Origin of the sequence: Nonomuraea sp. B10E15, from assembly GCF_039871615.1 — a bacterium.
In the GTDB taxonomy this organism is placed as follows: domain Bacteria; phylum Actinomycetota; class Actinomycetes; order Streptosporangiales; family Streptosporangiaceae; genus Nonomuraea.
In genome coordinates this window covers 1-26,768 of sequence record NZ_JBDPMB010000043.1, presented here as the reverse complement: position 1 = coordinate 26,768, position 26,768 = coordinate 1, and the positions used below count along the sequence as shown (strand labels likewise).

Genomic DNA, 26,768 nt, shown 5'->3' with positions numbered 1-26,768 from the left:
CCTCGCCGGTCTTAGCGGGCAGGAACTCTACGACCTGGGGAGTAGTGCGAGGGCTCTCCTCCTCGAACGTGGCACGGTCCACGCGCATCGGACACCGGTGAGGCTGACGGTGAAGCGGTGCGGTCGATCTGATGGGGGCATACCTGGTTTCGCAGGTCAGCCGGACACCAAGGAGGTACGCAATGGCGATCGATGCGATCGTGGGCTATGACGGGTCGCCCATGGCGGCGGCGGCGATCGATGCCGGTGCGGCGCTGTTTCCGCAGGCACACGTGTGGATCACCCATCTGTGGACCCCGCCGTTCGCCAGCGAGAGCCTGCGCCGGCGGCTGTGGACGGGCACCGCCGGCCTCAACTCCTTCATCGAGGCGATCGAACGCGAGGGCGAAGCAGAGGCCCGCCGGCTCGCCGACAGAGGCGTCAGGCTCGCGCGCACGGCCGGATGGAACGCCGAACCACTGGTGCGGCGCGCCTACGGCGGCGAAGGACTGGTCTTCGCCCAGCTCGCGCAGGAAATGGAGGCCGATCTGGTCCTGGTCGGCTCGCGTGGCCTCGGCGGCGCCCGAGCGATCCTGGGCAGCGTCTCGGACATGGTGGTGCACTACTCGCCACGCCCCGTCCTGATCGTGCCGGACCCCCTGCTGACCGCCGAGCAGGCGGCGCTGGCGAACGGGCCGGTGGTCATCGGCTGGGACGGCTCGCCCGGAGCCGAAGCCGCCTTCACAGCGTCGGCGCGGCTGTTTCCTGGACGGAACCTGATCGTCGCGTCCGTGGACGGCGCGGAAATCGCGTCACCAGCGGACAGCCCGCGGCCGGCCGAGGACCTCACTGTGGAGCGGGTGGACCTCGCGAGCGGGTACGGCCCGCCCGGACGCGCCGTGGCCGAGGCGCTCGGCGGGCACGCCCACAGCCGCGGCGCGGCCGCGCTCGTCGTCGGATCACGGGGGCGATCGGCGGTGCGGGAGATCCTGACCGGCAGCGTGGCGATGGCGACCCTGCATCACGCCCACCGGCCGGTCATGGTCGTACCCCGGCGTCGTGACAGACCCGCGTGAGAAGCGTGACGGCTCCCTGCCTCGCCGGGGCGCGCGGGCGCTACAGCAGCGGCGGGACGGCCATGAGGTCGTCGTTGTCAGGGACCACTTCGCACAGCACGTCCACGACGCCTTCGACGTTGCGGACCGCCTCGGTGAGGGCGATGGCCTGGGACCTCGACCGCACCCGTCCACCGACCTTCACCACGCCCGCGTCGATCCCGATCGTGAACGGACCGCCCGCAGGAAGCGCTGCCCGGATGTCGGCCTCCAGTTCGGCGGCCGGGCGGGTGAAGACCCGCAGCACGTCCCGCTGATGCAGGGTGCCGATGATCCGCCCGGTGACCACGTCGATCACGGGCAGTTGCTTGATGTGCTTGGCGTGCATCAGCCGGGCCGCGTCGCGCACGCTGGTGTCCGGCGTCACAGTGATCGCCGGGGAGGTCATCAGTTGGGATGCCGTGGCTCCTGTGGCCCTCTCGTGCTCGCGCCGGCGGTGGCGGGACTCGAACATCGACATGCCGTGACGTACCGGTTCGATCTCCTTGAGCAGCAGGTCGTCCTCGGAGACCACGCCCATCGGCCGCCGGTCGGCGTCGATCACGGTGACCGCGCCGACCGCGAACCGCTTCATCGCGGCCACGATCTCGGCGAACGACGCGTCCGCGAGCACCGCGATGGCAACGCGTCCCATGATCTCCCTGACTTCGATCGACATGATGTCCACCTCGCTTCCCACGTCCCAGGCTCACGTACGGCGGCCCGCCCGGTCAGCGGCGAACGTCCCCGATGAGCGGGCCGAAGGTCCCACCAGGCTGCGTCCGACGGTGCCGGTCACGACGAGGTCAGCCCTGCACCGGCAGCACCGGCTCAAGGCGGAACATCCCCGTGATGACCTCATCCGACGGCTTCTCCGGCCGAACATGGCCCGCCACGGCCCTCAACACGTCCCTGGCGGTGATCAGCCCGACCAGGCCATCACCGGACAGCACGGGCAGGGCATCACAATCCGCGTCGACCATGACCGCCGCGACGCGTTCCAGCGGCGTGTCCGGATGGACGCGCGGCCGGCGTTCACCCGTCAGCAGCTCCCGCACCTGACGGTTCGACTGCTCCCGCAGGCTGCCTGACCAGGAGGCCGCCAGATCCTCCCGCGAGAGGATCCCGAGCACGTCGGCACCGTCCAGGACGGGGAGGTGGTGCACCTGGGCTCGGCGCATCAGCTCCCAGGCCATGAGCGGCGACTCGTCCAGCTTGACCGCCACCAGAACGCGGCTCATCACCTGCCGCGCCGTGAGCGACTCGATCCTCATGACTCCTCCTCGGCCCTGGTCGCGTGACCGGTGCGTCGTCCTTTACGCGGGTCGCGTTCCTGGCTCCACTCTCGCGAAGCGGGGAACCGAGCGCCGGAGGCGGAAGTCCTCAACGACGGCGCCATTGGTCCCATCCATCCGCCGGCCATGTCGCGTCCGCTGACCAACGACTGCCCGGCTCGGGACTTCCGGCCCTGAAACCTCGCCTTCCCGCGAGATGCGATGGAAGCAACCAGAAAAGGCGCCTCGCCGCACGAGGGCCATAAAGGAGCTGACCGCCATGCGCATGACCGTCGCGGACGTGATGACCGTCAAGGTCGTCTCCATCACCGCCGCCACCCCGTTCAAGGACATCGCCCAAACGCTGATCGACGGCGGCATCAGCGCCGTCCCGGTGACAGACGACGACAACCACGTGATCGGCATGGTGTCGGAGGCCGACCTGCTGTGCAAGGAGGAGTTCCGGGAGGAGTTCTACCGCGAGGGCTACCGGCCCCCGCTGCGTGCCCGGCTCCGCCATCCCAAAGGCCGGCGCAAGGCCGAGGGCGACACCGCCGCCGACCTCATGACCAGCCCTGCGATCACCATCTCTCCCGAGGCGTCGACGGTCTCGGCCGCCCGCCTCATGGACGCCCACGGCGTCAAGCGGCTCGCAGTCGTCGACTGCAACGGCCGCCTGCGGGGCATCGTCAGCCGCCGCGACCTCGTCAAAGTGTTCCTGCGCGGCGACGAGGAGATCGCCGCCGAGGTTCGCGACGACGTCCTCGACCAGAGCCTGTGGGTGGACACCTCCGGCGTACGAGTGGAGGTTCGCCAAGGTGTCGTGACGCTGTCCGGTCAGATGGACCGCCGCACCGAAACCAGGGTCGCGGCGCGCATGACCGCCCGCGTCAACGGCGTCGTCGACGTGATCAACAACCTGACGTGGAAGCACGACGACATCGTGGACCTGCCCGTGTGGGGCGGTGCATGACACGGGGCGACGGGGTCACGCTATTCCTGGGACTCCGGTTGGACGCGCAGCCGTACGGCGGTGACCTTGTATTCCGGGCATGAGGTGACGGTGTCCGCGTGGCTTGAGGTGAGGGCGTTGACCCGGCTGGCCGGGAAGTGGAAGGCGCAGAAGAGCTGGCCCTGCGAGACGTCCTCGGTGATGCGCGCCGGCAGCACGGCCTGCCCGTGCCGGCTCTCCACGACCACCGGGGCACCGTCGCGGACGGCCAGGCGGGCGGCGTCGGCGGGATGGACGTCCAGCCGATCCACGGGGTCGAGCTCGATGGCGCCGGATCGCCGGGTCATGTTCCCGGAGTTGTAATGGGCCCAGCGTCGGCCCGTGATGAGGGTCAGTGGATAGTCGTCGTCCGTGCTCTCGCCAGGGGGCAGGTAGGGGCGGGCGGCGAGGTGCGCCAGCCCGTCCGCGGTGGCGAACCGGTCCTGATAGAGCCTGGCCTGCCCGGGACGGCCGGGCTCGGGACACGGCCAGGGGACGGCGCCTTCCCGGTCCAGCCGCTCGTGGGAGATCCCGGCGAAGACGGGAGCTACTCGCCCGCACTCGGCGAGCGCCGCCGCTGGTGTCGCGCAGCCCAGGTCGGCTCCACAGGCTGCGGCGAGCGCGTGCACGATGGCGAAGTCGGTCCGGGCCTGACCGGGCGGGGCGAGCGCGGGGCGCACCCGCTGGAAACGACGGTCGAAGTTGACGAAAGTGCCGTCCTTCTCCAGCCAGGACGCGGCGGGCAGCACCACGTCGGCGTGACGGGCGGTCTCCGAGAGGAAGAGCTCCTGGCTGATGACGAGGGGGCAGGCGTCCAGGGCCTCGATGACACGGTTGGCGTCGGGGTCGGTGGTGGCCACGTCCTCGCCGACGATCCACAGGACGCGCAGGTGTCCTGAGCGTGCCGCCGCGAACATCTGCGGGATGCGCAGGCCGTCCTGCTCCGGCAGGCGGGTGCCCCACACCTGCTCGGCCCGGCCGCGCGCCACCGGATCGCGCACTTTTCCGTAGCCGGGCAGCAGATCCGGCAGAGCGCCCATGTCGGAGGCGCCCTGGACGTTGTTCTGGCCGCGCAGCGGGTTGACGCCGTAGCCGCGGTCGGTGCCGACCGCCCCGCGCAGAATCGCCAGGTTCGCCAGGGTCCGTACGCCGTCGGTGCCGTGCCGGTGTTCGGTCACGCCGAGCCCGTAGACGATCGCGGGACGTTCGGCCCGTCCGTAGAGCCGTGCGGCGGCGACCAGATCCGTCGCCGGCACGCCGGTGATCGCGGCGACATGGTCGGGTGTGTAGTCCTTGAGGGTCGCGGTGAGCTCGGGCAGCCCAGTGGCGCGGTGGCGCAGGAACTCGCCGTCGACCATGCCTTCGGCGGACAGGATGTGAGCGAGCCCGTTGAACAGGGCGACGTTGGTTCCCGGCCGCGGTCGCAGGTGCACGTCGGCGTGTTCGGCGAGCCCGACGGAGCGCGGGTCGGCGACGATCAGCCGCGTGCCGTGCAACACCTGCTGGAGCAGGCGTGCGCCGACGACCGGGTGCGCCTCGACGGGGTTGGCGCCCACGACGAGCAGGCAGTCGGCCCGCTCGACGTCGTCGAAGGCGTCGGTGCCCCCAGACAGGCCGAACGCGGCGGTGAGCCCGGCGGCCGACGGGGAGTGGCACAACCGCGAGCAGTTGTCGACGTTGTTGGTGCCCACGACCACTCTCATGAACTTCTGGATCAGGTAGTTCTCCTCGTTGGTGGCGCGTGCCGAGGAGATCGCCGCCACCGTGTCAGGGCCGGCCTCGGCGATGGCTGCCCGGAGCCCACGGGCGACATGGTCAAGTGCTTCTGCCCAGCTCACGGGCTCCAGGCCGGAACGTCGGCGCAGCAAGGGCTGGGTGAGCCGCTCCGGGGACCGGAGGTATCCGTGGGCGAAACGGCCCTTGACGCAGGCGTGGCCACGGTTGACCGGGCCGCCTCTGGCCGGCCGTACCGCGGCGACCTCGCCGTCACGGACCAGCACGTCCAGTGCGCAGCCGACGCCGCAGTATCCGCAGGTGGTGCGCGTGCGGGTGAGCGTGGCCAGGTGAGTCCCGATGGGTAGTCCCGGCTCGGCGAGAGCGCCGGTGGGGCAGGTGTCGACACATCCTCCGCACGCGACGCAATCGGATTCGGCCCAGTGGCCGCCCGTGCCCGGCGCGACCATGGTCTCGGAGCCCCGTCCTACCAGTGTGAGCGCGAACGTCCCCTGGACCTCGGCGCACATGCGTACACATCGGCCGCAGGCGATGCACAGGTCCCGGTCGAGACGGACGAAAGGATGACTGTCGTCGCGGCCCCTTCCGGCTCCTCCTTCAGCGGCTTCCGGTTCGATGCCGATTTCTTGGCAGAGCCGCGCCAGCTCACCGTCCCCTTCCAGCGCGTAGGGCGGAAGCGCTGAGACGATCACTTCCACGGCGTCGCGCCGCAACCCGCGCAGATCCTCCTGCTCGACGCGTATGTGCGTGCCCTCCGCCGCCGGGGTCACGCAGGCCGCCGCCAGGCGCCCGTCGACCCGTACCAGGCAGGCCCGGCAGGAGCCGACGGGTGTCAGCCGGTCGTCGTGGCAGAGCGTGGGCACGTCGAGTCCGGCGGCACGTACGGCGGACAGCAGCGTCGCCCCTTCCGGCAGGTCGACGGGCACGCCGTCCACGGTGACCCTCATCCGCCCCACCCCCGCAGACGGTCTCCGTATGCGCGGGCCAGGCTCCGGACAGCGGGCGGCAGCCGGCGGCCGAACGCGCACAGGCTGGCCTCGCTCATCACGCGCAGCATCCGGGCGTAGGCGTCGCCGGGCGGCTCGCCGGTCCTGGCCTGCTCCAGCCCGCGGCGGGAGCCGACCCGGCAGGGCGAGCAGGCGCCGCAGCTCTCCGCGGCGGCGAACGCCCACACGTGCCGCAGCACCTCCAGCGGCTCCATCCGCTGGTCGATGGCCACCAACCCGGCATGGCCGAGCGCCGCACCATGGCGCTCCAACGCCGCTTCGGTCAGAGGCACGTCAAGGTCCTGCTCCGGCAAGAACCCGCCCAGCGGGCCACCGACCTGCAGGACGCCCAGCTCTGCCCCGTCCCGCAGCCCGCCGCCCAGCTCCGAGACGATCCGGCGTACCGGAGTGCCGAGCTCGACCTCGTAGCAGCCGGGACGGGCGAAACGCTCCGACAGGCAGACCAGCTTCGTGCCGGCCTCGCCGGGCGCGCCGCGGCGAGCGTAGGCCGCGCCGCCACGGCTGACGATCCACGGCACAGCGGCCAGTGTCTCGACGTTGTTGACCACGGTCGGGGCATCCCACAACCCCCGGTCGGTCGGGTACGGCGGGCGCGCCCGCGCGCAGCCCCTGCCGCCCTCCATTCCCGCGATCAACGCCGTCTCCTCGCCCGCGACGTACGAGCCGGCACCCGCCACCACCTCGACCTCCAGGTCGGTGCCGCTGCCATGCACCCCTCGGCCGAGATGACCGTCCGCGTGCGCCCGCTCCGCGGCCTCCCGCATCTGCGCGAGCGCCAGCGGATACTCCGAGCGCACCAGCACCACACCGCGACGCGCCCCGCAGGCGAAGCAGGCGAGTGCCAGCCCTTCCAGCACCCGCGCCGGGTCGACCTCCATCAGCAGCCGGTCGGCGAAGGACCCCGGATCTCCCTCGTCGCCGTTGGCGATCACCACGGTGTCCGGGGAACCACTCGCCGCCGCCCACTTGGCCGCAACGGGGAAACCCGCGCCGCCCCTGCCTCGCAGTCCGGAGGCCGCCACCTCGGACCGGACCAGCTCCGGAGTCCGCCGGCCGACGGTTTCCACCCATGTCCGCCACGGGAGTTCACCGGCCGCGATTCCGGCGAGCACCACCGGATCGTTCGTGGCATCGGCCACGGGGATGGGCGGCGCGTGCGGTCGGACGCGTCCCGCCACCTGATCGACGACGTCCGGTCCCGCGCAGGGCGTCGTACCGTCCAGTGCGGCCGGCCCTCCGTAGCAGTATCCGAGACAGCGGACGGTTTGCAGGGACACCTCAGGGTCCGGATTGCGATCATCGTCGGCCCTGACGCCGAGCACGCCCTCGACGGCGCTCAGGTGGCGGCCCTCCTGGGCCGCGAAACACGCCGTCGCGCCGCAGAGCCGCACGTGACGACGCCCGTGCGGGGCCGCCAGATCCGCGTAGAAGGTCGCGGGACCCAGCCCGGCCGCCGCGGGCAGTCCGAACCGCCGGGCCACCTCGGGCGCCCATCTCTCCGGCGGTTCCGCGTGTTCCGCGGCAGCGACGGCGAGCGCCTCGACCAGCCGGGCGCCTGGCCGCCCGCGCCGTTCAGCGAGGGCACGAAATCCATCGAAAGGGCTGCTTCACATATTTTCCATGCCCGCTTCCTTGATATCGGACACACCAGAATGAGAACCCGCACAGCCCGACTCGGGGGGGCACCGGTATCACGTCGCCGGACGCGAAGCGGGCGCGGCGGCGGATCAAGGCGGCGGGGTCACCGCCACCGGGCATCGGGCTTCGGCCAGGGCGATCTGAGTCACTGGTCCCAGCAGAAGGCGAGGAGGCGAATCGTTCCCCCGGGTGCCGAGCACGAGGAGGGTCGCGTCCTTCGCCGCGTCGATCAGCGCCCGTTGTGGCCGTTCGGCCACGAATTCTGTGGTGACGGAAACCGTGGGGTGCCTGGAGGTCAGCTGGGACGTCGCGTCGCGGAACCGTGCCTCCGCCCCACTGCGGATCGCCTGGGAGTCGACGAACGGCTGCCAGTCAGGCCCGGCCGGCAGCCCGTAGTCTCGCCAGCAACAGATGGCGGTCACGGCGCAGCCGCGGAGCGCGGCCTCCTCCAGGCCGAAACCCAACGCCGCCAGGCTGGCAGGCGAGCCATCGACACCGACCACGACGCGTGGTGCGTCGCCGGTCGGCATCGCGTCAGACCGGACGACGATGACCGGCCGGGCACTGTGCGCGGGCACCTGCACAGCGGCCGATCCCACCTGCAGGTCTTCGAAACCACCTTGCCCCCGCAGGCCCAGCACCGTCAGCTCCGCCTCGCGTGCGACCCGCAGGAGCGCCGTGGAAGCCGTTCCTCTCTCCAGACGCGGAAGGACGTCCACGCCGGGGGCCAGGCCACGAGCACGGTGCACGCCCTCGTCCACGACTTGGGCGGCGACCCGTTCGACCTGGGCCAGGACCTCACGCTCAACGGGCCGGCGCGGATACGGCCAGTGCCAGGCATGGCACACCAGAACGGAGGACTCGCGTAGCCGCGCCTCCTCGACCGCCCAGCGCAACGCCACCGCGCTCGCGGGTGACTCGTCGTAGCCGACCAGTACGGGCCGTCCCATCATCGCCTCCCCGATTTCTCAGCGGACGATCGCGACCGGGCAGGGCGCCTTGCGCAGCATGGCCGCCGCCACCGAGCCGAACCTGCCGCCCGGGCTGCCGACCACCACCAGGGTCGCGTCGGAGACGGCGGCGAGCGCCTCGCCCGCGCGTTCCTGCGGCGTCCGCGCCTCGATGGCGACCTTCGGCTGCTTCTGCCTCCATGGCGCGAGGGTCTCTGCCAACCAGCTCTCGGCCGCATGCTGAACGGCCAGCGGATCCATGACCGGGAACGTCATCCCTCCCCAGGCCACCGGAGGCTGGCGCCAGGCGTGCACGACCACCAGGGGAAGGCCGCGCATGGCGGCTTCCGCGCAGGCGAATCCAAGCACCGCGTCGGCCTTGTCGTCGGTCGCCACACCCGCCACGATCGGCCCCGGGTGGGGCTTTCGCGGCAGAGCACCCATACCGCGGACGACGATGACCGGGCACCGCGCGTTGGACGCGGCGTGCGCCGCCACGGAGCCGACGACCGCCCTCGCCATCGCGCCCAGCCCGCGGGAGCCGACCACGAGGAGTGCGGCATCGGCCGACAGTTCCTCCAGACGGCTGGTCGGCGAGCCCTCGTACAGGTCCGTTCGCACGTGCAGGCCGCTGGAACTGGCGCGCGCGCAGTCGGCGCCGTGCCACAACACGTGCTCGGCCGCGCGGCGCAGCGACTCGCGGGCCGCCGGATCCCCGTCATCGTACGGCCACTGCCACGCGTGACAGACGGTGAGCGGCAGCCTTCGCAGCTCGGCCTCGTCCATCGCCCAGTCCAGCGCCTGCATCGAGTGGTCGGAGCCGTCATAGCCGCTGACCACGCCCAATGTCTCGTTCACCTGTCCACTCTCGGCGGATCGCACCGCAGGACGACAGGGACACACTTGTCCGAATTAGAAGCTTTCGCATTCTTTCGCGCGAACTTTGGCCGGGCATCGACGAAACGACGCCGGCGAGCGCCGTACCGGGATGCGGTGGAGATCCTGATGAGGCTGCCGTCACGAACACCGGTGAACGCGGCTCGCCGCCACCGGCGCCTCCGCTGGCCTGGAGACGCTGCCGCTCGAAGCGGCACGCGTCCGCGACGGCCGCCGGCTAGCGACAGCCGACGGTGGGCAGTGTGGATGGGTATGGGGGATCGTCCGTCTCGCGAGTCAGCGGCGCGTGAGGCTGCTGACCCGCGTGAACCATTGCCGTTGTTGCGCAAGGAACTGGGGACCGGGCCCGGCGGTTTGTCGGGGCGGGAGGCGGCCCGGCGGTTGGCGGTGTACGGCCTCAACCAGGTCCGGCGGGGCGAGCGCACGTCGCTGGCCGGCGAGTTGACGCGCCAGCTGGTTCACCCGCTGGCGTTGTTGTTGTGGGCGGCGGGTGCGCTGGCGTTCGTGGCGGGCATGCCGGTGCTGGGCTGGGCGATCTTGGCGGTGATAGCGGTGAACGCGGCGTTCGCGCTGCTGCAGGAGCGTCAGGCCGAGCGGGCGGTGGAGGCTCTGGCGGCGTATCTGCCCGAGCATGCCACGGTCATCCGCGACGCCCAGCACCGGACAGTGGAGGCCGGCCAGCTGGTGCCGGGCGACCTGGTGCTGCTGGAGGAGGGCGACAAGGTGCCCGCCGACGCTCGACTGGTTGACGGGGCGGTGGAGGTGGACCTGTCCATGCTGACCGGGGAGTCGATGCCGGTGGAGCGGGTCGCCGGCCCGGCCCAGGAGGGGGTGGCGTTGCTGAGCGAGCCGAACCTGGTGTTCTCCGGCACGACCTGTGTCGGCGGACAGGCCACCGGGATCGTGTTCGCCACAGGCGGGCACACCGAACTGGGTCGTATCGCCACGCTCAGCCAGCGCACCCGCCGCCAGCCCAGTCCGCTGGAGATCCAGGTCAAAAAGGTGGCGTGGCTGATCGCCGCGGTCGCCATCGGCATGGGCGCGGTGTTCCTGCTGGTGGGCATGTGGGTGGGACTGCCGCTGCGGGACGCGCTGATGTTCGCGATCGGGTTGCTGGTCGCCAACGTCCCCGAAGGGTTGCTGCCGACCATCACCCTGGCACTGGCGATCGGCGTACGGGTCCTGGCTCGCCAGGGGGCGGTCGTCAAACGGCTCAGTGCGGTGGAGACTCTGGGATCCACGAACGTCATCTGCACCGACAAGACAGGCACGCTGACCCAGAACCGGATGCACCTGGAGGCGATCTGGACCCCTGAAACCGGCGTCGTGACCGACGCGGACCGGCTCCCGTTGCCCGGCGAGCTGGCCCGGGTGATGATCGACTGCACCACGGCCACCTGTGACGGGGACGGCCGGCTGCGGGGGGATCCGACCGAGACCGCCCTGATCGAGGCCGTGGACGGCGCGGTGCCGGACGCCGGGACCGATGGCGCCGCCTCCCGGCTCGCGCACCGGCTTGCCGACAGGGACGCCCGGCTGGTCACGGTGTTCCGCTTCGATCCTCGGCTACGCCTGATGTCGACCATCACGCGGGGCCCTCCTGCCGGCGGGCAGGGCATGCACGTCAACGTCAAGGGCGCGCCCGAGGCGGTCCTCGCGCGCAGTAGCCTGCCTGAGGCCGAGCGCGCCGGCGTGCTGTCGGCCGTCAACCGGCTCGCCCGTGGCGGGCTACGGGTGCTGGCGATCGCCGACCGCCCCATACCCGCCGGTGTCACGCCACCGGCACGGCGTGCGGATGCCGAGACCGGGCTGCGGCTGATCGGGCTGGTGGGCCTGTACGACCCTCCGCGCCCGGAGGTGGCGGCCGCGGTGAGCCGCTGCCACGCCGCTGGGCTGCGGGTCCACATCGTGACCGGTGACAACGGCGCCACCGCCGCCGCCGTCGCGGCGCAGGTCGGCATCGGTGTCCCGCGCCAGCACGTGGTCGCGGACGCTGAGCGGCTCACCGACCGCCATCTGGACGAGCTGCTGACCGGCGATGCTGAGATCGTGTTCGCCCGGTCCTCTCCGGAGACCAAGTTGAAGATCGCTGACGCGCTGCGTGCGCACGGGCTGGTTGTGGCGATGACCGGGGACGGCGTCAACGACGCCCCCGCTCTGCACCGGGCGCACATCGGCGTGGCGATGGGCCGGTCGGGCACGGACGTGGCCCGGGAGGCCTCCACCATGGTGCTCACCGATGACAACTTCGCCACCATCGTCACCGCGATCGAATCGGGCCGCCGTGTCTATGACAACGTGCGCAAGTTCATCTTGTACATCTTCGCCCACGCCGTCCCCGAGATCGTCCCGTTCCTGGTCTTCGCGCTCAGCGGCGGGCTGATCCCGTTGCCGCTGACCGTACTGCAGATCCTGGCCATCGACCTGGGCACCGAGACCCTCCCGGCGCTGGCGCTGGGCCGTGAGCCCGCCGAGCCCGGCCTCATGAACCGCCCGCCCCGGCCCGCGTCCCAGGGCGTCATCTCCCGGGCCATGCTCGTCCGCGCCTGGGGTTGTCTCGGCCTGGTCTCCGCCGTGCTGGCGATGGCGGCGTTCTTCTACGTGCTGTGGAGGGCCGGCTGGCATCCGGGCGACCCCACCGGGCCCGGCCATCCGCTCCATCACGCCTACCTGACCGCCACCACGGCCACGTTCGCCGGACTGGTCACCTGCCAGGTCGGCACTGCCTTCGCCGCCCGCACCGACCATGCCTCCCTCCGCCAGGTCGGTCTTACCAGCAACCCGCTGCTGTTGGGCGGCATCGCCTTCGAGCTGGCCTTCACCGCCGCCCTGATCTACGTGCCCCCGCTGCAGCACATGTTCGGCACCGCGGCCCTGCCTCTCGACGTCCTCGCCCTCATCGCCGTCTTCCCCCTCGTCGTCTGGGGCACCGACGAGCTCCGCCGCTGGGCACTACGCCGTCACCCGGCCCCACCAGCGACCCGCTGAGCCGTCCGCGCTGCTGGGCAGCCGGCTTCTGCTCCGGGCCGTGACGATCGTGCTGCTGGTCTTCGTGGGCTTCCGTCGGGACCAAGGTCCTTCGAGGCCAGGGTCGCTCAGCCCTACGAGAGGGAGCTGCCGGAGCGAAGACTGGGCGCAGGGAGGCCACTGACATGAAGCACATCGTCCTCGGCTACGACGGCTCGGACTTCGCGATGCAGGCCCTGGACTGGGCGCTCGACGAGGCAGAGCTGAGGAAACTTCCCCTGACCGTCTCGCACGCCTGGCAATGGCCCTACGGCGAGGCGGAGGAGGAGGCCAAAGCACATCTGCGCAAGGCGGCCGAGCACGTGTTGTGGCACGGAGCCGACTGCGCCCGCGCCAGCAGCTCGGGTGTACGCGTCGAAACCGACCTCCACCAAGGGTCCGCAGCCCAGCGCCTCGTCGAGCTCTCCAGCGGCGCCGAACTCGTCATCGTCGGCTCCCGCGGCCTGAGCGCGCTGCCCAGGGTGGTCGTCGGTTCGGTGGCCGGCTATGTCGCCGCCCACGCCGAATGCCCGGTGATCATCGTACGCGGCCCTGGTCCGCTGCCCGCGTCGGCGACTCCCGGGCCGATCGTCGTGGCCGACAAGGAACCCGACGCGTCCGTCCTCGAGTTCGCGTTCGGCGAGGCGGCCATACGCCAGGTCCCCGTCACCGCACAGGCGGATCTGACCGACTGGGCGGCGCGCCACCCGGGCATCCGGGTGCAGCGTGGCGATGCTCACGAGCGCGCGACCCTCACGGTCGTCGGACGCGGCCAAGCGGCGCATTTCGGCACCGCGAACTTCCTCCTCCAACACGCGCCCTGCCCTGTCGCGGTGGTGTGAGGAAGACCTTGACCGTGCCGCCGACCCTGATGCGTTCCCGCACCGGAGGAGATGGTGTCATGTTCGCCACGACGAAGGAGACGCATACCGCCGTGGTGTTCCTGCTGGGCGAGCACGCGTACAAGCTGAAGAAGCCCGTGAACCTCGGCTTCCTCGACTTCGGCACCCTGCGCGCCAGAGAGGCGGCCTGCCGTCGGGAGGTGGAGCTCAACCGCAGGCTCGCCCCCGACGTCTACGAGGGCGTGGCGCATGTGACCGGCCCGGACGGTGAGGTCTGCGAGCATCTCGTCGTGATGCGCCGCATGCCGCGCGAACGGCGCCTGGCCACCATGGTCAGCGAGGGGAGACCCGTTGACGAGCACTTGCGGGCGATCGCGCGCCAGATCGCCGCATTGCACGCCAAGGCCCCGCACGGCCCGCGGATCGATCGGGAGGGCGCCCCGCAGGCGCTGCGCGCCCGCTGGACGGCCGGCTTCGAACAGGTGCGCGCCCTGCCCGGCCACACGATCGAGCCCGGCGTCCTGGACGAGACCGAGCGCCTCACGCTGCGGTTCCTGGACGGCAGACAACCCCTGCTCGAAACACGCGTCGCCGAGGGCCGCATCGTCGACGGACACGGCGACCTGCTGGCCGAGGACATCTTCTGCCTGGACGACGGGCCGCGGATCCTGGACTGCCTGGAGTTCGACGAGCGCCTGCGCTTCCTCGACGGGCTGGACGACGCCGCCTTCCTCGCCATGGATCTGGAACGGCTCGGCGCGCCGCGGCTGTCCGAGCTGTTCCTCCGCCGGTACGTGGAGTTCAGCGGTGACCCGGCGCCGACGGCACTGTGGCACCACTACGTCGCGTACCGGGCCTTCGTCCGCGCCAAGGTGGCCTGCCTGCGCCACTGGCAGGGCGACGTGGACGCCGGGTGGGAGACGCGGCGGCTGGCCGAGCTCGCGCTACGTCATCTACGGGTCGGAGCGGTCGTTCTGGTGCTGGTCGGCGGGCCGCCCGGTAGCGGGAAGACGACGGTCGGCGGCTCACTGACCGACCGGCTCGGTTACACGCTGCTACGCAGTGACCGCATCCGCAAGGAACTGGCCGGACTCGACCCTCTGCAGGCCGCCAGCGCGTCTTACCAGGAGGGGATCTACGACCCGGTGCACACCGCCGGCACGTACGCCGAGCTGCTGTCACGGGCCGAACGGTTGCTCGGGCAAGGGGAGTCGGTCGTCCTGGACGCGTCCTGGGGCGATGAGCGGCACCGGGCGATGGCCGCGGACGTTGCCGGCCGGACCTCGAGCAGCCTGATCCCGCTGCGGTGCACCGTCATGCCACAGATCGCCGTTGCGAGGCTCACCGCCCGGGGACACGAGCTCTCCGACGCGGACGAGGCCGTGCGCTCCGCCATGGACGCGGCCATGGCGCCGTGGCCTGACGCGATCGAGATCGACACGGGGACCGCCCCGGAGCAGACGCTGGCCCGCGCGCTCGATGCTGTTCATCCGCCTGAGCCGAACGTGTCCTGGCGGTTCCGGCGGCCTCGGATGGAACCCGGCTGATTGGCCGACAGGGGGACAAAGCATGTCTGAGGGTTACGACGTGTTGCTGCGCGACGGCGGGATCGCCCACGTGCGCCCGCTGCGTCCCGCCGATCGGGACGCGCTGCACGAGCTGGTGGAGCGCGCGTCTGAACGCTCGGCGTACCTGCGCTTCTTCACGGGCGGCCGCAACACCGCGCACTCCTACATGGACCGCATCACCGGCGCGGAGTATCGCGGACACGCGCTGGTGGCCCACCTGAAAGGCCGGCTCGTCGCGGTCGCCGAGTACATTCCCCTCGACGATGGCCGGGCCGACCTGGGCATTCTCCTTGACGACGCCGTCCACGGGCACGGCCTGGGCACGTTGCTGCTCGAGCACGTCGTGCTGAACGCGGCGGCGCATGGGGTGAACGAACTGGTGGCCGACGTGTTGGGCGAGAACCGGCCCATGCTGCGGGTGTTGCGGGATCTCGGCCTGGACGTGTCCCAGCACTTCGATGGGAGCACGCTGCACCTCGACATCGCCGCGGTGCCCACATCCAGGCTGCGCGAGGCCGTCGCGGCCCGCGATCACGAGGCAGGGCGGACATCGCTGGCGCGGGTGCTCGCTCCCCGCTCGGTGGCGGTGATCGGCGCGAGCCGCAACGAACGGGCCATCGGGCACAAGGTGCTGCGCAACCTGCTCGACGGCGGCTTCCCCGGGCCGATCCACCCCGTCAACCCCAACGCCACGCTGGTGGCCGGGCTGCCCTGCCAGGCGAAGGTGCCTCAGGGGGTCGATCTGGCGGTGGTGGCGGTGCCCGCCCGGCACGTACTGGAGGTGGCCCGCGACTGCGCGATCGCCGGCGTGGCCGGACTGGTGGTGCTGACCGCCGGTTTCGCCGAAGCCGGGCAGCGTGGCGTGGAGACGGAGCTGCTGGCGATCTGCCGCGCGGCCGGGATGCGGCTGATCGGCCCGAACTGCCTCGGCGTGATCAACACCGGAGCGCGGCTGAATGCCAGCTTCCTGCCCGACCGTCCTGTCCAGGGGCGCGTGGCACTGATGTCGCAGTCCGGTGCGGTGGGAGCGGCGCTGCTGCAGCGGCTCGACGTGTCGTCGTTCGTGTCGGTCGGCAACAAGGCGGACGTCAGCAGCAACGACCTCCTCGAGTACTGGGAGGACGACCCCGGCACCGACGTGATCGCCTTGTATCTGGAGTCGTTCGGCAATCCGCGCAAGTTCGCCCGCATCGCCCGCAGGGTCGGCGCGCGCAAGCCGATCCTGCTGGTCAAGAGCGGGCGTGGCGGAGCCGGTGACCGGGCGGTGCGCTCGCACACGGCCGCCGCGGCCACGCCTGACGTGGCGGTGGACGCGCTCGCACAGGCCGCCGGCGTCATCCGGCTCGACAGCGTCCATGAGCTGATCGACACCGCCAGGCTCCTGGCCGGCCAGCCCTTCCCGCGGGGACGCCGGGTGGCCATCGTCGGCAACTCGGGCGGCCCTCAGGCCATGGCCGCCGACGCCTGCGAGCGCCGCGGCCTCGTCGTACCCGAGCTGCCGCACGGCTTGCTGGAGGCCCGCGCCGCCGCCGCGCTGGGCAATCCGGTGGATCTGACGGCGGACGCCACCGCCGCCGAGATGGGCGCCGCGGTGTCGGCGCTCGCCGCCTCGCCGGAGGTGGACGCGCTCCTCGTCGTGTACACGCCGCCCTTCGGCGACGGCCTGGAGGCGACCCGTCAGGCCATCGCGGACGCCACCAGGAACGTGGACAGGACCGTGCTGGCCTGCGTCGTCGGCCACGACGGCCTGATCGACGGCCGGGTCCCCAGCTACGCCTTCCCCGAGCAGGCCGTCGAAGCCCTCGTCCGTGTCGCGCGATACGCCGAGTGGCGACGCCGTCCCATCGGCCCACCCGCCGCACCGCTCCCAGCGGACGAGAGATCAGCACGGGAGATCATCGAGGCCGAGCTGGATGCCTTCCCGGACGGCGGCTGGCTGTCGCCCGCGACAACCGCACGGCTGCTCGGCTGCTACGGCGTGAGGCTGGTGGAGTCGATCCACGTGAACGGCCCCGAGGCCGCCGCCAGGGCTGCCGCGCGTACCGGGTTGCCCGTGGTGCTCAAGGCCGTCGGTCCCGTGCACAAGAGCGACGTCGGCGGTGTCCGGCTCGACCTGCGAACCGACGACGAAGTACGGCTGGCGTATCACGAAATGTCGGCCCATATCGGTCAGGAGATGACCGGCGCGATCGTCCAGCCCATGCTGACGAAGGGCGTCGAGATCATCCTGGGCGGCGTCAACTACCCGGCGTTCGGGCCTCTGGTCATGGTCGGGATGGGCGGGGTGATGGCCGGCCTGCTGGCCGACCGTACCTTCCGGGTGCCACCCGTCACCGACCCCGCCGACATGATCGACGAGCTGCGCTGCGCCCCGCTGCTCCACGGCTACCGCGGCTCGCCCCCCACCGACGCCGGCGCCCTGGCCGACCAGATCGTGCGCGTCGGCCAGCTGCTCGACGACCTGCCGCAGGTGGCCGAGCTCGACCTCAACCCGGTCATCGTCACCCCGGACGGCGCGACCACGGTGGACGCGCGCATCAGGGTGGCGCCCTGCGAACCGCCGCCCTCACCGCTGCTGCGCCGCCTGCGCTGACCGCCCGAACCCGCGCCGACAGTCAGCAGGCGGCCTGGGCCGGGCCGGCGGAGGAGGGCAGGATTCCGGCCTGGTGGAGATGGCGGCGGGCTGCCGCGATGGCCTCCGGGGTCGAGGCGAACACCTGCCCTGCCTCGTCCAACCGGGCGATCACGCCCAGGGCGTGCAGCGGCCGGTGGTGGCCGTCGCGGATGCCGGAGACGTACACGGTGATGCCGCGTCGTTGGAGGCGGGCGATCGCGTCGCCGAGCACCAGCGCGCCGCTGGCGTCGATCGTGGTGATGCGCGACAGGCGCAGGATGACCACCGAGACGTCGGCGACCTCGGACAGCTCCAGCAGGAACCGGTGCGCCGCGGCGAAGAACAGCGGCCCGTCCAGCCGGTAGGCGACGATGTGCTCGGCCAGCAACGCGTGCTCTTCGGCGTCGTGGTCACCCGGCAGGTCCGCTTGCAGCGGCACGGTGTCCAGACGGACGTTCCTGGCGATGGCGCGCAGCGCGAGCGCGCCGGCGACGATCAGCCCGAGGATGACGGCGGCGACCAGATCCAGGGCGAGAGTGGCGATCGCGGTCAGTGCCAGGACGACGGCGTCGGCCCGGGTGGAGCGCATCATCGCCGTCACCGAGCCGACCTCCACCATCCGTACCGCGGTGGCCAGCAGCACCCCGGCCAGGGCCGCCAGCGGGATGCGGGCCACCACACCGGCGGCGGTGAACACGATCACGCCCAGGATCACGGCGTGCGCGAGCGCGGCCAGCCGGGAAGAGGCACCCGCACGCACGTTGACGGCGGTGCGCGCGATCGCACCCGTGGCCGGCACGCCGCCGAAGAGCGGGGCGACCAGGTTGGCCAGGCCTTGGCCGAACAACTCCTTGTCAGGGTCGTGCTGGTGGTTGACGCTCATGCCGTCGGCGACCGCGGCCGACAACAACGATTCGAGCGCGGCCAGCGCGGCGACCGCGACCGCGGGAGCGATCAGGGAGCTCAGCGCGGACACGTCCAGGAATTCGAGCGACGGGGCGGGTAGCCCGGCGGGCAGGGCGTCGATACGCGCCACCGGCAATCCCGCCAGCTCGGCGGCGAGGGTGGCGGCGGCGACGGCGACCAGTGAGAACGGCACCGCGGGCCGCCAGCGCCCTCCGGCCAGGATCACCGCCGCCACCGCCGCGGCCAGGGCGATGGCGGCCCAGTTGGGGCGGGCGGCGAAGTCGAGCACCGCCTGCCAGGCCACGGCCAGCGCCTTGTCGCCTTCAGGCGTGGGAACGCCGAGCGCGGCGGGCACCTGCTGCAGGCCGATCACGCACGCGATTCCCAGGGTGAAGCCCTCCACCACCGGCGCGGGCACCAGCATCATGAACCGGCCCACCCGAGCCAGCGCGAGGCCGAGCAGCAGCAGCCCGGCCAGCACACCCACGGTCAGCACGCCGGTGGCGCCGTGCGCGTGCATGATCGGCACCAGCACCACCGTCATCGCCCCGGTCGGCCCGGACACCTGCAAGGCGGAGCCGCCGAATACGGCGGCCAGCGCGCCGGCCACCACCGCGGTGGCCAGCCCCGCTTCCGCGCCCAGCCCGCTGGAGATGCCGAAGCCGAGCGCCAGCGGCAGCGCGACGACCGCCACCGTCAACCCGGCCAGCAGATCACGGCGCGGATGGCGGTTGAAGGCGGCGAGGTCGGCGCGGGCGGGCAGGACTGAGCGCAGGCGGGCCCAGCCCGCCAGGAGCACAGAGGTCACCGGCCGCCGGCCTCCGACTCGAGCAGCTCGTTCAGCAGCGCGTGCCGGCCCGACAACTTGGCCTGCAGCAGGTGGCGGGCCGCGCGCAGCAGCTCGGCCACGTCCCCACCGGACAATGCGTATACCACGGTGGAGCCGTCACGGCGCGCGGTGACCAGCTCCGAGCGGCGCAACACGGCCAGGTGCTGCGACAGCCCGGTCGGCTCCACCTCGATCTCGGCCAAGAGGTCACGAACCGGCATCGGCCCGTCCTGCAGCAGCTCCAGCACGCGGATCCGCACCGGATGTCCCAGCAGCCGGAACAACTCGGCCTTGGCTTCATACAAGGGCACCGACATCAACGTGCGTCCTCCCCCGCCACCACGTCCGGCGAGCCGGGATCCGCGATCGTGCCCGATCCGGAGCCTGTCTCGTGGCCTGGACCGGTGCTCACCCCGTGAGCACGCGCCATGCGCAGCATCTCGTCCAGCGCCCCTGCCGCCGCCAGCGCCGCCTCGGCGTCTCCATCCCGCTCGGCCGTGCGCAGCGCGTCTGCCGCTTCACCGGCCCGACGGCGGATCGCCGCGGCAAATGCCTCAACCACACCTGTCCTCGCATGTCTTCCGATCGGTAGCTCACTTCGCACAATGATAGACCAATGGATTACGAAATTTCGCAATTCCTAAGAGCCAGACCGTCCACTCGTGGCCCTCGATCTTCAGGAAGCCGGACGCGGACCCCAGCGGACTTGACATATACCCCCCACTGGTATTGATTGACCTCTGCCCCTACATACCTCTTAGGGGTATAGGAGAGCCCGCTATATACCCCTCCCGGGTATGAGAAAGATCTGGAGAGCTCATGTCTGAGCCATCACCTCGACGCTGGGCCGCTCTGGCCCTGATCGCCACCGCCCAGTTCATCGTCATCATGGACACGTCGATCATCGGTGTGGCCCTTCCCCGCATCCAGCAAGACCTGGGCTTCTCCCAGGAGAACCTGTCCTGGGTCTTCAACGCCTACGTCGTCGCCTTCGGCGGCCTCCTGCTCCTGGGCGGCCGCCTGTCCGACCTGTTCGGCGCCCGGCGGCTCTTCAGCACCGGCTGGCTGATCCTGCTCGCCGGCTCGCTCCTCGCCGGCATCGCCCCCGACGTGTGGGTCGAGCTGACCGGCCGCGCCGTACAAGGAGTCGGTGCGGCCCTGATCGCCCCATCGGCCCTCACCCTCCTGATGATGTTGTTCGGTCACGACCCCAGGGAACTGACCAAGGCCCTCGCCCTGTACGGCGCCGCCGCGCCCGCGGGCGGCACCGCCGGCGTCTTCCTCGGCGGCGTCATCACCGAATACCTGAGCTGGCCGTGGGTCTTCTACATCAACATCCCCATCGCCCTCATCGCGCTCCTCGCCACCGGCCCGCTGATGCCCGCCGCCCAGCCCCGGCGCGGATCCATCGACATCCTCGGCACGGTGACCGTCACCCTCGGCCTCGGCGCCGCCGTCTACGCCATCGTCCGCGCACCGGAAGCCGGCTGGGGCTCCGCCGAGACGTGGATCGTCCTCGCCGCCGCCGCGACACTGCTCGCCGCGTTCGTCGCCGTCCAGGCCCGCCGCCGCGAGCCGCTGATGCGCCTGTCGATCTTCCGTACACCGAACCTCGCCGCCGCCAACCTCACCCAGCTGCTGCTGGGCGGAGCCTGGATCCCGATGTGGTTCTTCCTCAACCTCTATCTGCAGCAGGTCCTCGGCTACAGCGCCTTCCCCAGCGGCGCCGCCCTGCTGCCGATGACCGTCCTCATCATGATCGGCATGATCGTCCTGGCCCCCCGTGCCATCAACCGATTCGGCCCCAAGGCGACCACGGTCACCGGCCTGGTCCTCCTCACCGCGGGCATGGCCTGGCTCTCGCTGATCAGCCCGGACGGCAGCTTCGCCGCCGACGTCCTGCCTGCCAGCCTCGTCGCCGCCCTCGGCATGTCGCTGGCCTTCATCCCCTCCCTCGGCACCGCCATCTCATCCGCCCGCCCGGAAGAGGGTGGACTCGCCTCCGGCATCGTCAACACCAGCTACCAGGTCGGCTCCGCGCTCGGCCTGGCCGCGATGACCGCCGTCGCCGCCGCCAACGGCTCCGGCCGGCTCGGCGACCTGCCCGCGCTGACCGATGGCTTCTCCGCCGCCTTCATAGGCGCCGCCGCCATCGCCCTCGCGGGCGTCCTGGTCGCCGCCACCACCCTGCGGACCCGCGCCACCGCACCCGCCGCGGACGAGGTCGTCTCCTCCCGCGGATGACCCACGTCGATGTTGTCGGCGGCTGCCCTGCCGGTGCCGGTATGTGGCGTTCCGTGCGCGCTCGACAGCGGCGGGGTACGTGCCTAGACTCCCGAAGATCCCAACTTCCGGAGGTGCAGATGGACGGGCCGGTGACGGCGGAGGTGGGCGAGGACGGGCTGCTGGCCGCCGTCCACATCGAGCCGCGGGCCATGCGGCTCTACTCGGCGGAGCTGGCCGGACACGTCGTCGAGGCCGTACGCACGGCGCAGCGCGAGCACGAGCAGCCGCCCCAGGACTCCCCCGGCCTCGACGCACTCCTCCAGCGGCTGGACGAGCTCGAGGCCCGGGCGGACAGGGATTTCGACTACGTGAACAGCAGGCTTGACGACGCTCTCAGAGGGCTCACGGAATGAGCGGGCTCTCGACCGGGATCACGATCGACGCCGGCGGGCGCGACTCCGCGGGCCGGGCGTTCGGCACGCTGGCCGACGAATACCCCGGGCAAGCCGGCGGGTGGGGCCGGGGCGAGAGTCCGCTGCCGTACGAGGAGTTCGCGGCCGGCTACCAGGAGCTCACGGCCGGCCTTCGCGCCGCTTGCGAAGGGTTGTCCGGCTCGCTCGACCGGGCCGGAACGGGACAGGTCACCATGGCCGCCACCAACACGAGCACGGAACTCGCCAACTCCCGCGGGTGGCACGTATGACGGAACAGGCATCGGCGGGCGGGCTGGCGCTGCTCGGCGTCCCGCCGCTGCCCGACCTGGACGGCATCGACAGGCACATCGCCGATCTGGACGCGGCGGTCGCCCACCACCGAGGGCTCGCCGCGGAGAGCGGGCGCGCCCACCGGCTGGCGGGGGCGAACAGCGGCCCGGCCGCCGACGCGGTGGACGGCCACGTGACCGGCCGCGACGGCATCACCTTCACCGCGGGTGACCTCGCCGGCCGCCTCTCCAACCTGGCCGGCACGTTGCGCTTCACCAGGGAGACGCTGGTCTTGGTCGGCGGCCTGCTGACCGGGCTGGCCGCGCTCGCTGTGGCGGCCGTCGCGTACGCGCCCCACCTGCTGCCCCGGCTGAGAGCCATCGCCGTCAAGCTCTCCACCAGGCTGCGCGAGATCACCGCCCGCCTCGGGGCGCTGATGCGCGGCATGTCCACGAACCTGACCAACCGCAGGGTCGACAGCGTCGCCGACCGCTTCCACGACGCGTGGCGCGCTCCGCGCAGGCTGCCCGACGGCACGTACGACCCGAGGGTGAAGGCCACCACCGACGCGGCCTGGATCAAGAAGCACGACACCGACCAGGTCGACATCGCCAACACGCGCTATCGCGACCTGCCGGCCGACTGGAAGCGCGAGAACCAGGAGTCGGCGCGCGTCGGGGTACAGCTGGTCGACGAGGCGCGGGTGAGCGGCGTGGACGTCAGAGGCGAGCGGTTCATGGAGGAGGCGAGCTCGGTGGTGCACGACAAGTGGCTCGTCCGCAACCGCGACTGGGCCCCAGAAGAGCAGCGCCGCCCGTACGAACTGCTCTCCGAGGCCGAGAAGGAGAAGGACCGCGACGTCATCCGCATGGTCCTCGGGATCTAGCCAGGCGAGGAGGCGGGAAGGACGGTCTGATCCAGGTCATCCCGTTCGCGCGGTTGCAGGTGTGCGACGGCGATGAGTTTCGCCGAGGTGTCCCGTCTGCATTCACACACACCGATCCACCGCACTCGAGGAGAGCAGCGTGACCGCCACCTACACTTTCGACGTCTTCAGCAGCCTCGACGGCTTCGGCGCCGCCGGCGGCGACTGGACCGGCTACTGGGGCAAGCAGGGCCCCGAGCTGCTGGGCCACCGTCTCGCTTTGTACGGCGAGGAGCAGCGGATGGTCTTCGGGGCCCACACGTACCGGGCGTTCGCGCAGATGCTGGCCACGAGCACCGAGGACTCCGAGGTGCGTGACCCGTGGGTCACCCGGATGCGGAACCTGCCGGCGACGGTGGTGTCGACCACGCTGGAAGGGCCCCTCGACTGGCCGGACGCGACCCTCGTGAGCGGTGACGCCGTCGACGTCGTCGCCCGGCTCAAGGAGGAGTCCGAGGTGCCGTTGCGCTCCCACGGCAGCCTGTCGATGAACCGGGCGCTGATGGCCGCCGGCCTGGTCGACCGCGTCCAGGTGACGCTCTTCCCCGTGATCACCGGTCAGACCGGGCTTGACCCGATCTTCCAGGGCGCGGCCGACTTCGACCTCGAGCTGATCGGGAGCCGGACGCTCGACGGCGACATCCAGGAGCTCGTCTACCGGCCCACCCTGCATGTCTGAGCCCGTCCCGTGGACGGGCGGCACGCCGGCGCCTCGGCCGGCATGTTCGGGGCAGGCTCGCCGCCGGCCGGCAGCTCGTTCTCGTGCAGGCCGACCAGACGGGTTCGCTCGGGTCCGTCATCGTGTCCGTGTGGCGGTGATCAGGGTGTCGATGCCGTTGAGTATCAGCTCGACCCCGAACCTGAAGCTGCCGTCCGTCCCTTGAGGCAGGGGTGATTCGAAGACGTCGGAGGCGAAGAGCTCGGCCGCCTCGGGATAGCGGTCAGGCTCCACGAGCCCGGCCAGGGCCCTGCCGTAATCTTGCTCGCTCTGCGCCTGATCGAGCCCGATCTCCTGGCGAGCGTGCGCGAGCTGCTGCTCCTGAGCGCTGGAGGAGCGGACGTACCCGCCGACGAGGTTGAGTATGCCCACCTTCGCCTGCCAGCCGAGGCCCGTCCCGCGCAGAGCGCGGAACATGGCGTCCATCCAGGCGATCGCGTGCGGCCCACGCGGCGGGCCGCTGATCGGAAGGTGCGCCAGCCAGGGATGGCGCTCGTAGACCTGCCGGTTGGCCAGGATCCACTGCTGCGTGCCGGCCCGCCAGCCGGCACGTTCGCTGATCTCGGGAGGCGGGCCGATGGCCAGGTCGCTCATCAGATCGAACAGCTCTTCCTTCGATCCCACGTAGCGATACAACGACATCTTGGTGACGCCCAGCACCTCGGCGACCTTCGGCAGGGTCGCGCCGGCCAGTCCGCCGCGGTCGGCGAGCTCCAGTGCGGTGCCGATCACCCGGTCGACATCGAGCCCCGCCGGGCGGCCACGGTGCGACCCGGTGGGGAGCCGCCACAGCCGCCTCAGCGGTGCGGGCACCTCGGGTTCTGGCTTGCCGGACGGCTTGCTGCGCACGCTCGTAGACTCTACCGCCCACGATTAATATCCATGGGATAGTATCCATGGGATGCTAATCAGAGGAGAGGGGCGGCACGAGATGGCTCAAATGGCACAGCACGACACACCGATGGCACGACCGCGGCGAAAGCGGCGGCGTCCCGCCTGGTGGATGCTCCCGCTATCGGTGACCACGCTGGCGCTCCTGGCTTTCATGCTGTCGGCGTACATCCCGCCGGACATTCGTACGAGCCGGGCCGACATGCACGGCGACCAGGTGCGTTACTGGCTACTGGTAGGACACATCGCGTTCGGCACGGTCGCCACCGTGACCGGCCTGCTGCAGCTCTGGGCCGGGCTGCGCAACAGGTTTCCCCGCATACATCGATGGACGGGCCGCGTCTACTTCTACGCCGGGATCTTCCCGGCGATGATCCTCGCAGTGCCCGTATCCGTCATGAGCGAGTCCGGCGTATCCAACGTCGCCGCGCTGGACACCATGCTCGTCCTGTGGGCCATCACCGGCGTCGCCGGCCTACGCGCCGCCAGGTCACGCCGCTTCAACGATCACCGCAAATGGATGATCCGCAACTACGCCGTCACGATCGCCATCCTCGCCTCCCGCCCGTGGGGCACCGTCATGGCGTTGATCGTCATGGCCCAAGCCGACTCCCCCGCCTACCAGGGCAACACCGTCGCGATGATCCACGACATCGCCAGCTCGGGCGCGTGGATCGCTCTCGTCGTCAACCTCGTCGTCGCAGAGGCGTACATCCAGCACAAGTACGGAGGCAAAAGCCGCAACCCCGCCCTGGCAGGGCACGCCCAACGGTGATGCCCCACCCCCGCCCTCGACGCACATCAGCCGTTCGAGCCCGCCGACCCGCACCCCGCCAGGACATGGGGCCCCGTCAACCACGAGCCGCACCCTCGCGGCACGACAACCGTTGATCGCTTCGACGTCCAGGCACCGCGCGGGAAAGGGGCGGATTGCGTGATCGATGTGTGTCGTGAGATCGCCGCCACCTTCACGGATGGTGTTTCCGCTTCCGGGCGGGTCGTCGAACTCGGCGTGGCCGCACTGGAAGTGAAGCGATTCCGCCCGGCATACCTGCGGCGAAAGGACTATTCGGAGCGGGCAGAAGAGGAGGACATCGTCCAGCTCATCATGCCGATGTGCGGCACCGTCGACGCGACGTGGGCCGGACGGCACAACACCGTGGCCGTGGGCGACCTCTACGCGCACGACCTCGCCCAACTCGACGAGATAAATCTGCAGTGCGACGGGCGGGATGCCCTGGAACTGGCCCTGGTCGCCATCCCTAAACCGCTACTGCCGCTGCGGAGCGGCGCGATGGATCACGTGCTCGGGCGCGGCGTGCCCGTCAACGGTGGAGTGGGCAGGCTGCTCAAGGGCTTCATCGAGGATTTGTCCGACGAGAACCTGTCGCTGAAGCCTGAGGACGGACAACGGCTGGGAACCGTGCTGGTGGATCTCGTGGCCGCCTGCTTTTCCAGTCTGCTGGAATCCGGGCAGGGCCCGGGATCAGGCTCCCACCGGCAGGCACTGACCCTTCGTATACGCGCCTACATCCAGCGCCATTTGCACGATCCCACGCTCACCCCCCGCGCAGTCGCGGCGGAGCACCACATCTCCATCAGCTACCTCCATCGGCTGTTCCGCGAGCAAGGCGAGACTGTCTCAGCATGGATACGCGACCAGCGGCTCAGGCGTAGCCGTCGTGACCTCGCCGACACAGCCCTGGACAGCGTGCCGATCCACCAGATCGCGGCCCGCTGGGGGTTCGGCCGCGCGGGCGACTTCAGCCGTGCCTTCCGCACCGCCTATGGCGAGTCGCCTCGCGAATACAGATCCCGTACGGCCCGCAAGGGCTGAGCGCGCGGACACCTAGTACGGCAGCCGCCATTCGTTAGTTGACCTGGAGATAGGCGGTGGTCAGGCGGGCTCGGTGATGGAACCAGCGGGCGCGGGCTTGATGGCGGCGTCGCCAGGTCGACCAGTGGAGGGTGTGTT

23 protein-coding genes and 1 pseudogene are annotated in these 26,768 nt (G+C 71.0%); 13 read left to right on the top strand and 11 right to left on the bottom strand.

Going from position 1 to position 26,768, the window contains the following annotated elements; all coding sequences use genetic code 11:
* Positions 1-182 precede the first annotated feature (182 nt).
* Positions 183-1,055 carry a universal stress protein gene (locus ABGB14_RS49005; protein WP_347650764.1) on the top strand — a complete coding sequence of 291 codons (873 nt, stop codon included), beginning with the start codon at positions 183-185 and terminating at the stop codon, positions 1,053-1,055.
* A gap of 40 nt (positions 1,056-1,095) precedes the next feature.
* Here ABGB14_RS49005 and ABGB14_RS49000 read toward each other — a convergent pair whose 3' ends face one another.
* Positions 1,096-1,752, bottom strand: coding sequence for a CBS domain-containing protein (locus ABGB14_RS49000; protein WP_347650763.1), 657 nt, complete (start codon positions 1,750-1,752; stop codon positions 1,096-1,098).
* Positions 1,753-1,879: 127 nt separating this feature from the next.
* The gene (locus tag ABGB14_RS48995) at positions 1,880-2,347 is read right to left on the bottom strand and encodes a CBS domain-containing protein (RefSeq protein WP_347650762.1); all 468 of its coding nucleotides are present in this window, start codon (positions 2,345-2,347) and stop codon (positions 1,880-1,882) included.
* 280 nt (positions 2,348-2,627) lie between these two features.
* Here ABGB14_RS48995 and ABGB14_RS48990 point away from each other — a divergent pair, with 280 nt between their 5' ends.
* On the top strand, positions 2,628-3,320 hold the full coding sequence (locus ABGB14_RS48990; protein ID WP_347650761.1) for a CBS domain-containing protein: 693 nt from the start codon (positions 2,628-2,630) through the stop codon (positions 3,318-3,320).
* 20 nt (positions 3,321-3,340) lie between these two features.
* Here ABGB14_RS48990 and fdhF read toward each other — a convergent pair whose 3' ends face one another.
* From fdhF to ABGB14_RS48965, 5 genes and pseudogenes are all read right to left on the bottom strand, one after another.
* A complete protein-coding gene (gene fdhF, locus ABGB14_RS48985) occupies positions 3,341-6,019 on the bottom strand; it encodes a formate dehydrogenase subunit alpha (RefSeq protein WP_347650760.1) in 2,679 nt (892 codons plus the stop codon).
* Positions 6,016-6,273, bottom strand: a complete 258-nt coding sequence (locus tag ABGB14_RS48980) for an NADH-ubiquinone oxidoreductase-F iron-sulfur binding region domain-containing protein (protein ID WP_347650778.1) — start codon at positions 6,271-6,273, stop codon at positions 6,016-6,018. Before ABGB14_RS48980 ends, fdhF begins: the two co-directional genes overlap by 4 nt.
* A 330-nt stretch (positions 6,274-6,603) precedes the next feature.
* Positions 6,604-7,638 (bottom strand): annotated as a pseudogene (locus ABGB14_RS48975) (NAD(P)H-dependent oxidoreductase subunit E); the annotation flags it as partial.
* 168 nt (positions 7,639-7,806) lie between these two features.
* Positions 7,807-8,667, bottom strand: a complete 861-nt coding sequence (locus tag ABGB14_RS48970; protein ID WP_347650759.1) for a universal stress protein — start codon at positions 8,665-8,667, stop codon at positions 7,807-7,809.
* Positions 8,668-8,685: 18 nt separating this feature from the next.
* Positions 8,686-9,525 carry a universal stress protein gene (locus tag ABGB14_RS48965; RefSeq protein ID WP_347650758.1) on the bottom strand — a complete coding sequence of 280 codons (840 nt, stop codon included), beginning with the start codon at positions 9,523-9,525 and terminating at the stop codon, positions 8,686-8,688.
* Between the two features lie 360 nt (positions 9,526-9,885).
* Between ABGB14_RS48965 and ABGB14_RS48960 the strand changes: the two genes are divergently transcribed.
* The 4 genes from ABGB14_RS48960 to ABGB14_RS48945 all read left to right on the top strand — a co-directional run bounded on the left by ABGB14_RS48960 (position 9,886) and on the right by ABGB14_RS48945 (position 17,573).
* Positions 9,886-12,552, top strand: coding sequence for a cation-transporting P-type ATPase (locus ABGB14_RS48960; protein ID WP_347650757.1), 2,667 nt, complete (start codon positions 9,886-9,888; stop codon positions 12,550-12,552).
* 164 nt (positions 12,553-12,716) lie between these two features.
* Complete coding sequence (locus ABGB14_RS48955; RefSeq protein ID WP_347650756.1) at positions 12,717-13,412, top strand: universal stress protein; 696 nt, start codon at positions 12,717-12,719, stop codon at positions 13,410-13,412.
* Between the two features lie 59 nt (positions 13,413-13,471).
* Complete coding sequence (locus ABGB14_RS48950; RefSeq protein WP_347650755.1) at positions 13,472-14,959, top strand: AAA family ATPase; 1,488 nt, start codon at positions 13,472-13,474, stop codon at positions 14,957-14,959.
* A 22-nt stretch (positions 14,960-14,981) separates the two neighbouring features.
* Positions 14,982-17,573, top strand: a complete 2,592-nt coding sequence (locus ABGB14_RS48945; RefSeq protein WP_347650754.1) for a GNAT family N-acetyltransferase — start codon at positions 14,982-14,984, stop codon at positions 17,571-17,573.
* A gap of 22 nt (positions 17,574-17,595) precedes the next feature.
* Here ABGB14_RS48945 and ABGB14_RS48940 read toward each other — a convergent pair whose 3' ends face one another.
* Genes ABGB14_RS48940 through ABGB14_RS48930 form a run of 3 tightly spaced genes read right to left on the bottom strand, consistent with a single transcriptional unit; the run spans position 17,596 to position 19,891 of the window.
* Positions 17,596-19,308 carry a SulP family inorganic anion transporter gene (locus ABGB14_RS48940; RefSeq protein ID WP_347650753.1) on the bottom strand — a complete coding sequence of 571 codons (1,713 nt, stop codon included), beginning with the start codon at positions 19,306-19,308 and terminating at the stop codon, positions 17,596-17,598.
* Positions 19,305-19,646, bottom strand: coding sequence for a metalloregulator ArsR/SmtB family transcription factor (locus ABGB14_RS48935; RefSeq protein WP_347650752.1), 342 nt, complete (start codon positions 19,644-19,646; stop codon positions 19,305-19,307). Before ABGB14_RS48935 ends, ABGB14_RS48940 begins: the two co-directional genes overlap by 4 nt.
* On the bottom strand, positions 19,646-19,891 hold the full coding sequence (locus tag ABGB14_RS48930; protein ID WP_347650751.1) for a hypothetical protein: 246 nt from the start codon (positions 19,889-19,891) through the stop codon (positions 19,646-19,648). The genes ABGB14_RS48935 and ABGB14_RS48930 overlap by 1 nt, the downstream gene beginning before the upstream one ends.
* A gap of 257 nt (positions 19,892-20,148) precedes the next feature.
* Between ABGB14_RS48930 and ABGB14_RS48925 the strand changes: the two genes are divergently transcribed.
* From ABGB14_RS48925 to ABGB14_RS48905, 5 genes are all read left to right on the top strand, one after another.
* Entirely contained in the window at positions 20,149-21,573 is a 1,425-nt protein-coding gene (locus ABGB14_RS48925) for an MFS transporter (protein ID WP_347650750.1), read from the top strand.
* Positions 21,574-21,692: 119 nt separating this feature from the next.
* Positions 21,693-21,968 (top strand): hypothetical protein, encoded by a 276-nt coding sequence (locus ABGB14_RS48920; RefSeq protein ID WP_347650749.1) that lies wholly within the window; start codon positions 21,693-21,695, stop codon positions 21,966-21,968.
* Positions 21,965-22,258: a hypothetical protein gene (locus ABGB14_RS48915; RefSeq protein WP_347650748.1), complete on the top strand. Its 294-nt coding sequence runs from the start codon at positions 21,965-21,967 to the stop codon at positions 22,256-22,258. The genes ABGB14_RS48920 and ABGB14_RS48915 overlap by 4 nt, the downstream gene beginning before the upstream one ends.
* Positions 22,255-23,145, top strand: coding sequence for a hypothetical protein (locus tag ABGB14_RS48910; protein WP_347650747.1), 891 nt, complete (start codon positions 22,255-22,257; stop codon positions 23,143-23,145). The genes ABGB14_RS48915 and ABGB14_RS48910 overlap by 4 nt, the downstream gene beginning before the upstream one ends.
* A 139-nt stretch (positions 23,146-23,284) precedes the next feature.
* Positions 23,285-23,863, top strand: coding sequence for a dihydrofolate reductase family protein (locus tag ABGB14_RS48905; protein WP_347650746.1), 579 nt, complete (start codon positions 23,285-23,287; stop codon positions 23,861-23,863).
* Between the two features lie 117 nt (positions 23,864-23,980).
* Here ABGB14_RS48905 and ABGB14_RS48900 read toward each other — a convergent pair whose 3' ends face one another.
* Positions 23,981-24,751, bottom strand: coding sequence for a TetR/AcrR family transcriptional regulator (locus ABGB14_RS48900; RefSeq protein ID WP_347650745.1), 771 nt, complete (start codon positions 24,749-24,751; stop codon positions 23,981-23,983).
* Positions 24,752-24,920: 169 nt separating this feature from the next.
* Here ABGB14_RS48900 and ABGB14_RS48895 point away from each other — a divergent pair, with 169 nt between their 5' ends.
* Together ABGB14_RS48895 and ABGB14_RS48890 are read left to right on the top strand one after the other, a co-directional pair.
* On the top strand, positions 24,921-25,568 hold the full coding sequence (locus ABGB14_RS48895) for a DUF2306 domain-containing protein (RefSeq protein WP_347650744.1): 648 nt from the start codon (positions 24,921-24,923) through the stop codon (positions 25,566-25,568).
* Between the two features lie 159 nt (positions 25,569-25,727).
* A complete protein-coding gene (locus ABGB14_RS48890; RefSeq protein WP_347650743.1) occupies positions 25,728-26,630 on the top strand; it encodes an AraC family transcriptional regulator in 903 nt (300 codons plus the stop codon).
* Positions 26,631-26,768 lie beyond the last annotated feature (138 nt).

Excerpts from the sequence above, each read along its gene's own strand:
- fdhF (WP_347650760.1), bottom strand. The coding sequence starts at position 6,019 with ATGAGGGTCACCGTGGACGGCGTGCCCGTCGACCTGCCGGAAGGGGCG.
- ABGB14_RS49005 (WP_347650764.1), top strand. The coding sequence starts at position 183 with ATGGCGATCGATGCGATCGTGGGCTATGACGGGTCGCCCATGGCGGCG.
- ABGB14_RS48915 (WP_347650748.1), top strand. The coding sequence starts at position 21,965 with ATGAGCGGGCTCTCGACCGGGATCACGATCGACGCCGGCGGGCGCGAC.
- ABGB14_RS48970 (WP_347650759.1), bottom strand. The coding sequence starts at position 8,667 with ATGGGACGGCCCGTACTGGTCGGCTACGACGAGTCACCCGCGAGCGCG.
- ABGB14_RS48990 (WP_347650761.1), top strand. The coding sequence starts at position 2,628 with ATGCGCATGACCGTCGCGGACGTGATGACCGTCAAGGTCGTCTCCATC.
- ABGB14_RS48910 (WP_347650747.1), top strand. The coding sequence starts at position 22,255 with ATGACGGAACAGGCATCGGCGGGCGGGCTGGCGCTGCTCGGCGTCCCG.
- ABGB14_RS48925 (WP_347650750.1), top strand. The coding sequence starts at position 20,149 with ATGTCTGAGCCATCACCTCGACGCTGGGCCGCTCTGGCCCTGATCGCC.
- ABGB14_RS48950 (WP_347650755.1), top strand. The coding sequence starts at position 13,472 with ATGTTCGCCACGACGAAGGAGACGCATACCGCCGTGGTGTTCCTGCTG.
- ABGB14_RS48935 (WP_347650752.1), bottom strand. The coding sequence starts at position 19,646 with ATGTCGGTGCCCTTGTATGAAGCCAAGGCCGAGTTGTTCCGGCTGCTG.
- ABGB14_RS48920 (WP_347650749.1), top strand. The coding sequence starts at position 21,693 with ATGGACGGGCCGGTGACGGCGGAGGTGGGCGAGGACGGGCTGCTGGCC.
- ABGB14_RS48980 (WP_347650778.1), bottom strand. The coding sequence starts at position 6,273 with ATGGAGCCGCTGGAGGTGCTGCGGCACGTGTGGGCGTTCGCCGCCGCG.
- ABGB14_RS48995 (WP_347650762.1), bottom strand. The coding sequence starts at position 2,347 with ATGAGGATCGAGTCGCTCACGGCGCGGCAGGTGATGAGCCGCGTTCTG.
- ABGB14_RS49000 (WP_347650763.1), bottom strand. The coding sequence starts at position 1,752 with ATGTCGATCGAAGTCAGGGAGATCATGGGACGCGTTGCCATCGCGGTG.
- ABGB14_RS48945 (WP_347650754.1), top strand. The coding sequence starts at position 14,982 with ATGTCTGAGGGTTACGACGTGTTGCTGCGCGACGGCGGGATCGCCCAC.
- ABGB14_RS48955 (WP_347650756.1), top strand. The coding sequence starts at position 12,717 with ATGAAGCACATCGTCCTCGGCTACGACGGCTCGGACTTCGCGATGCAG.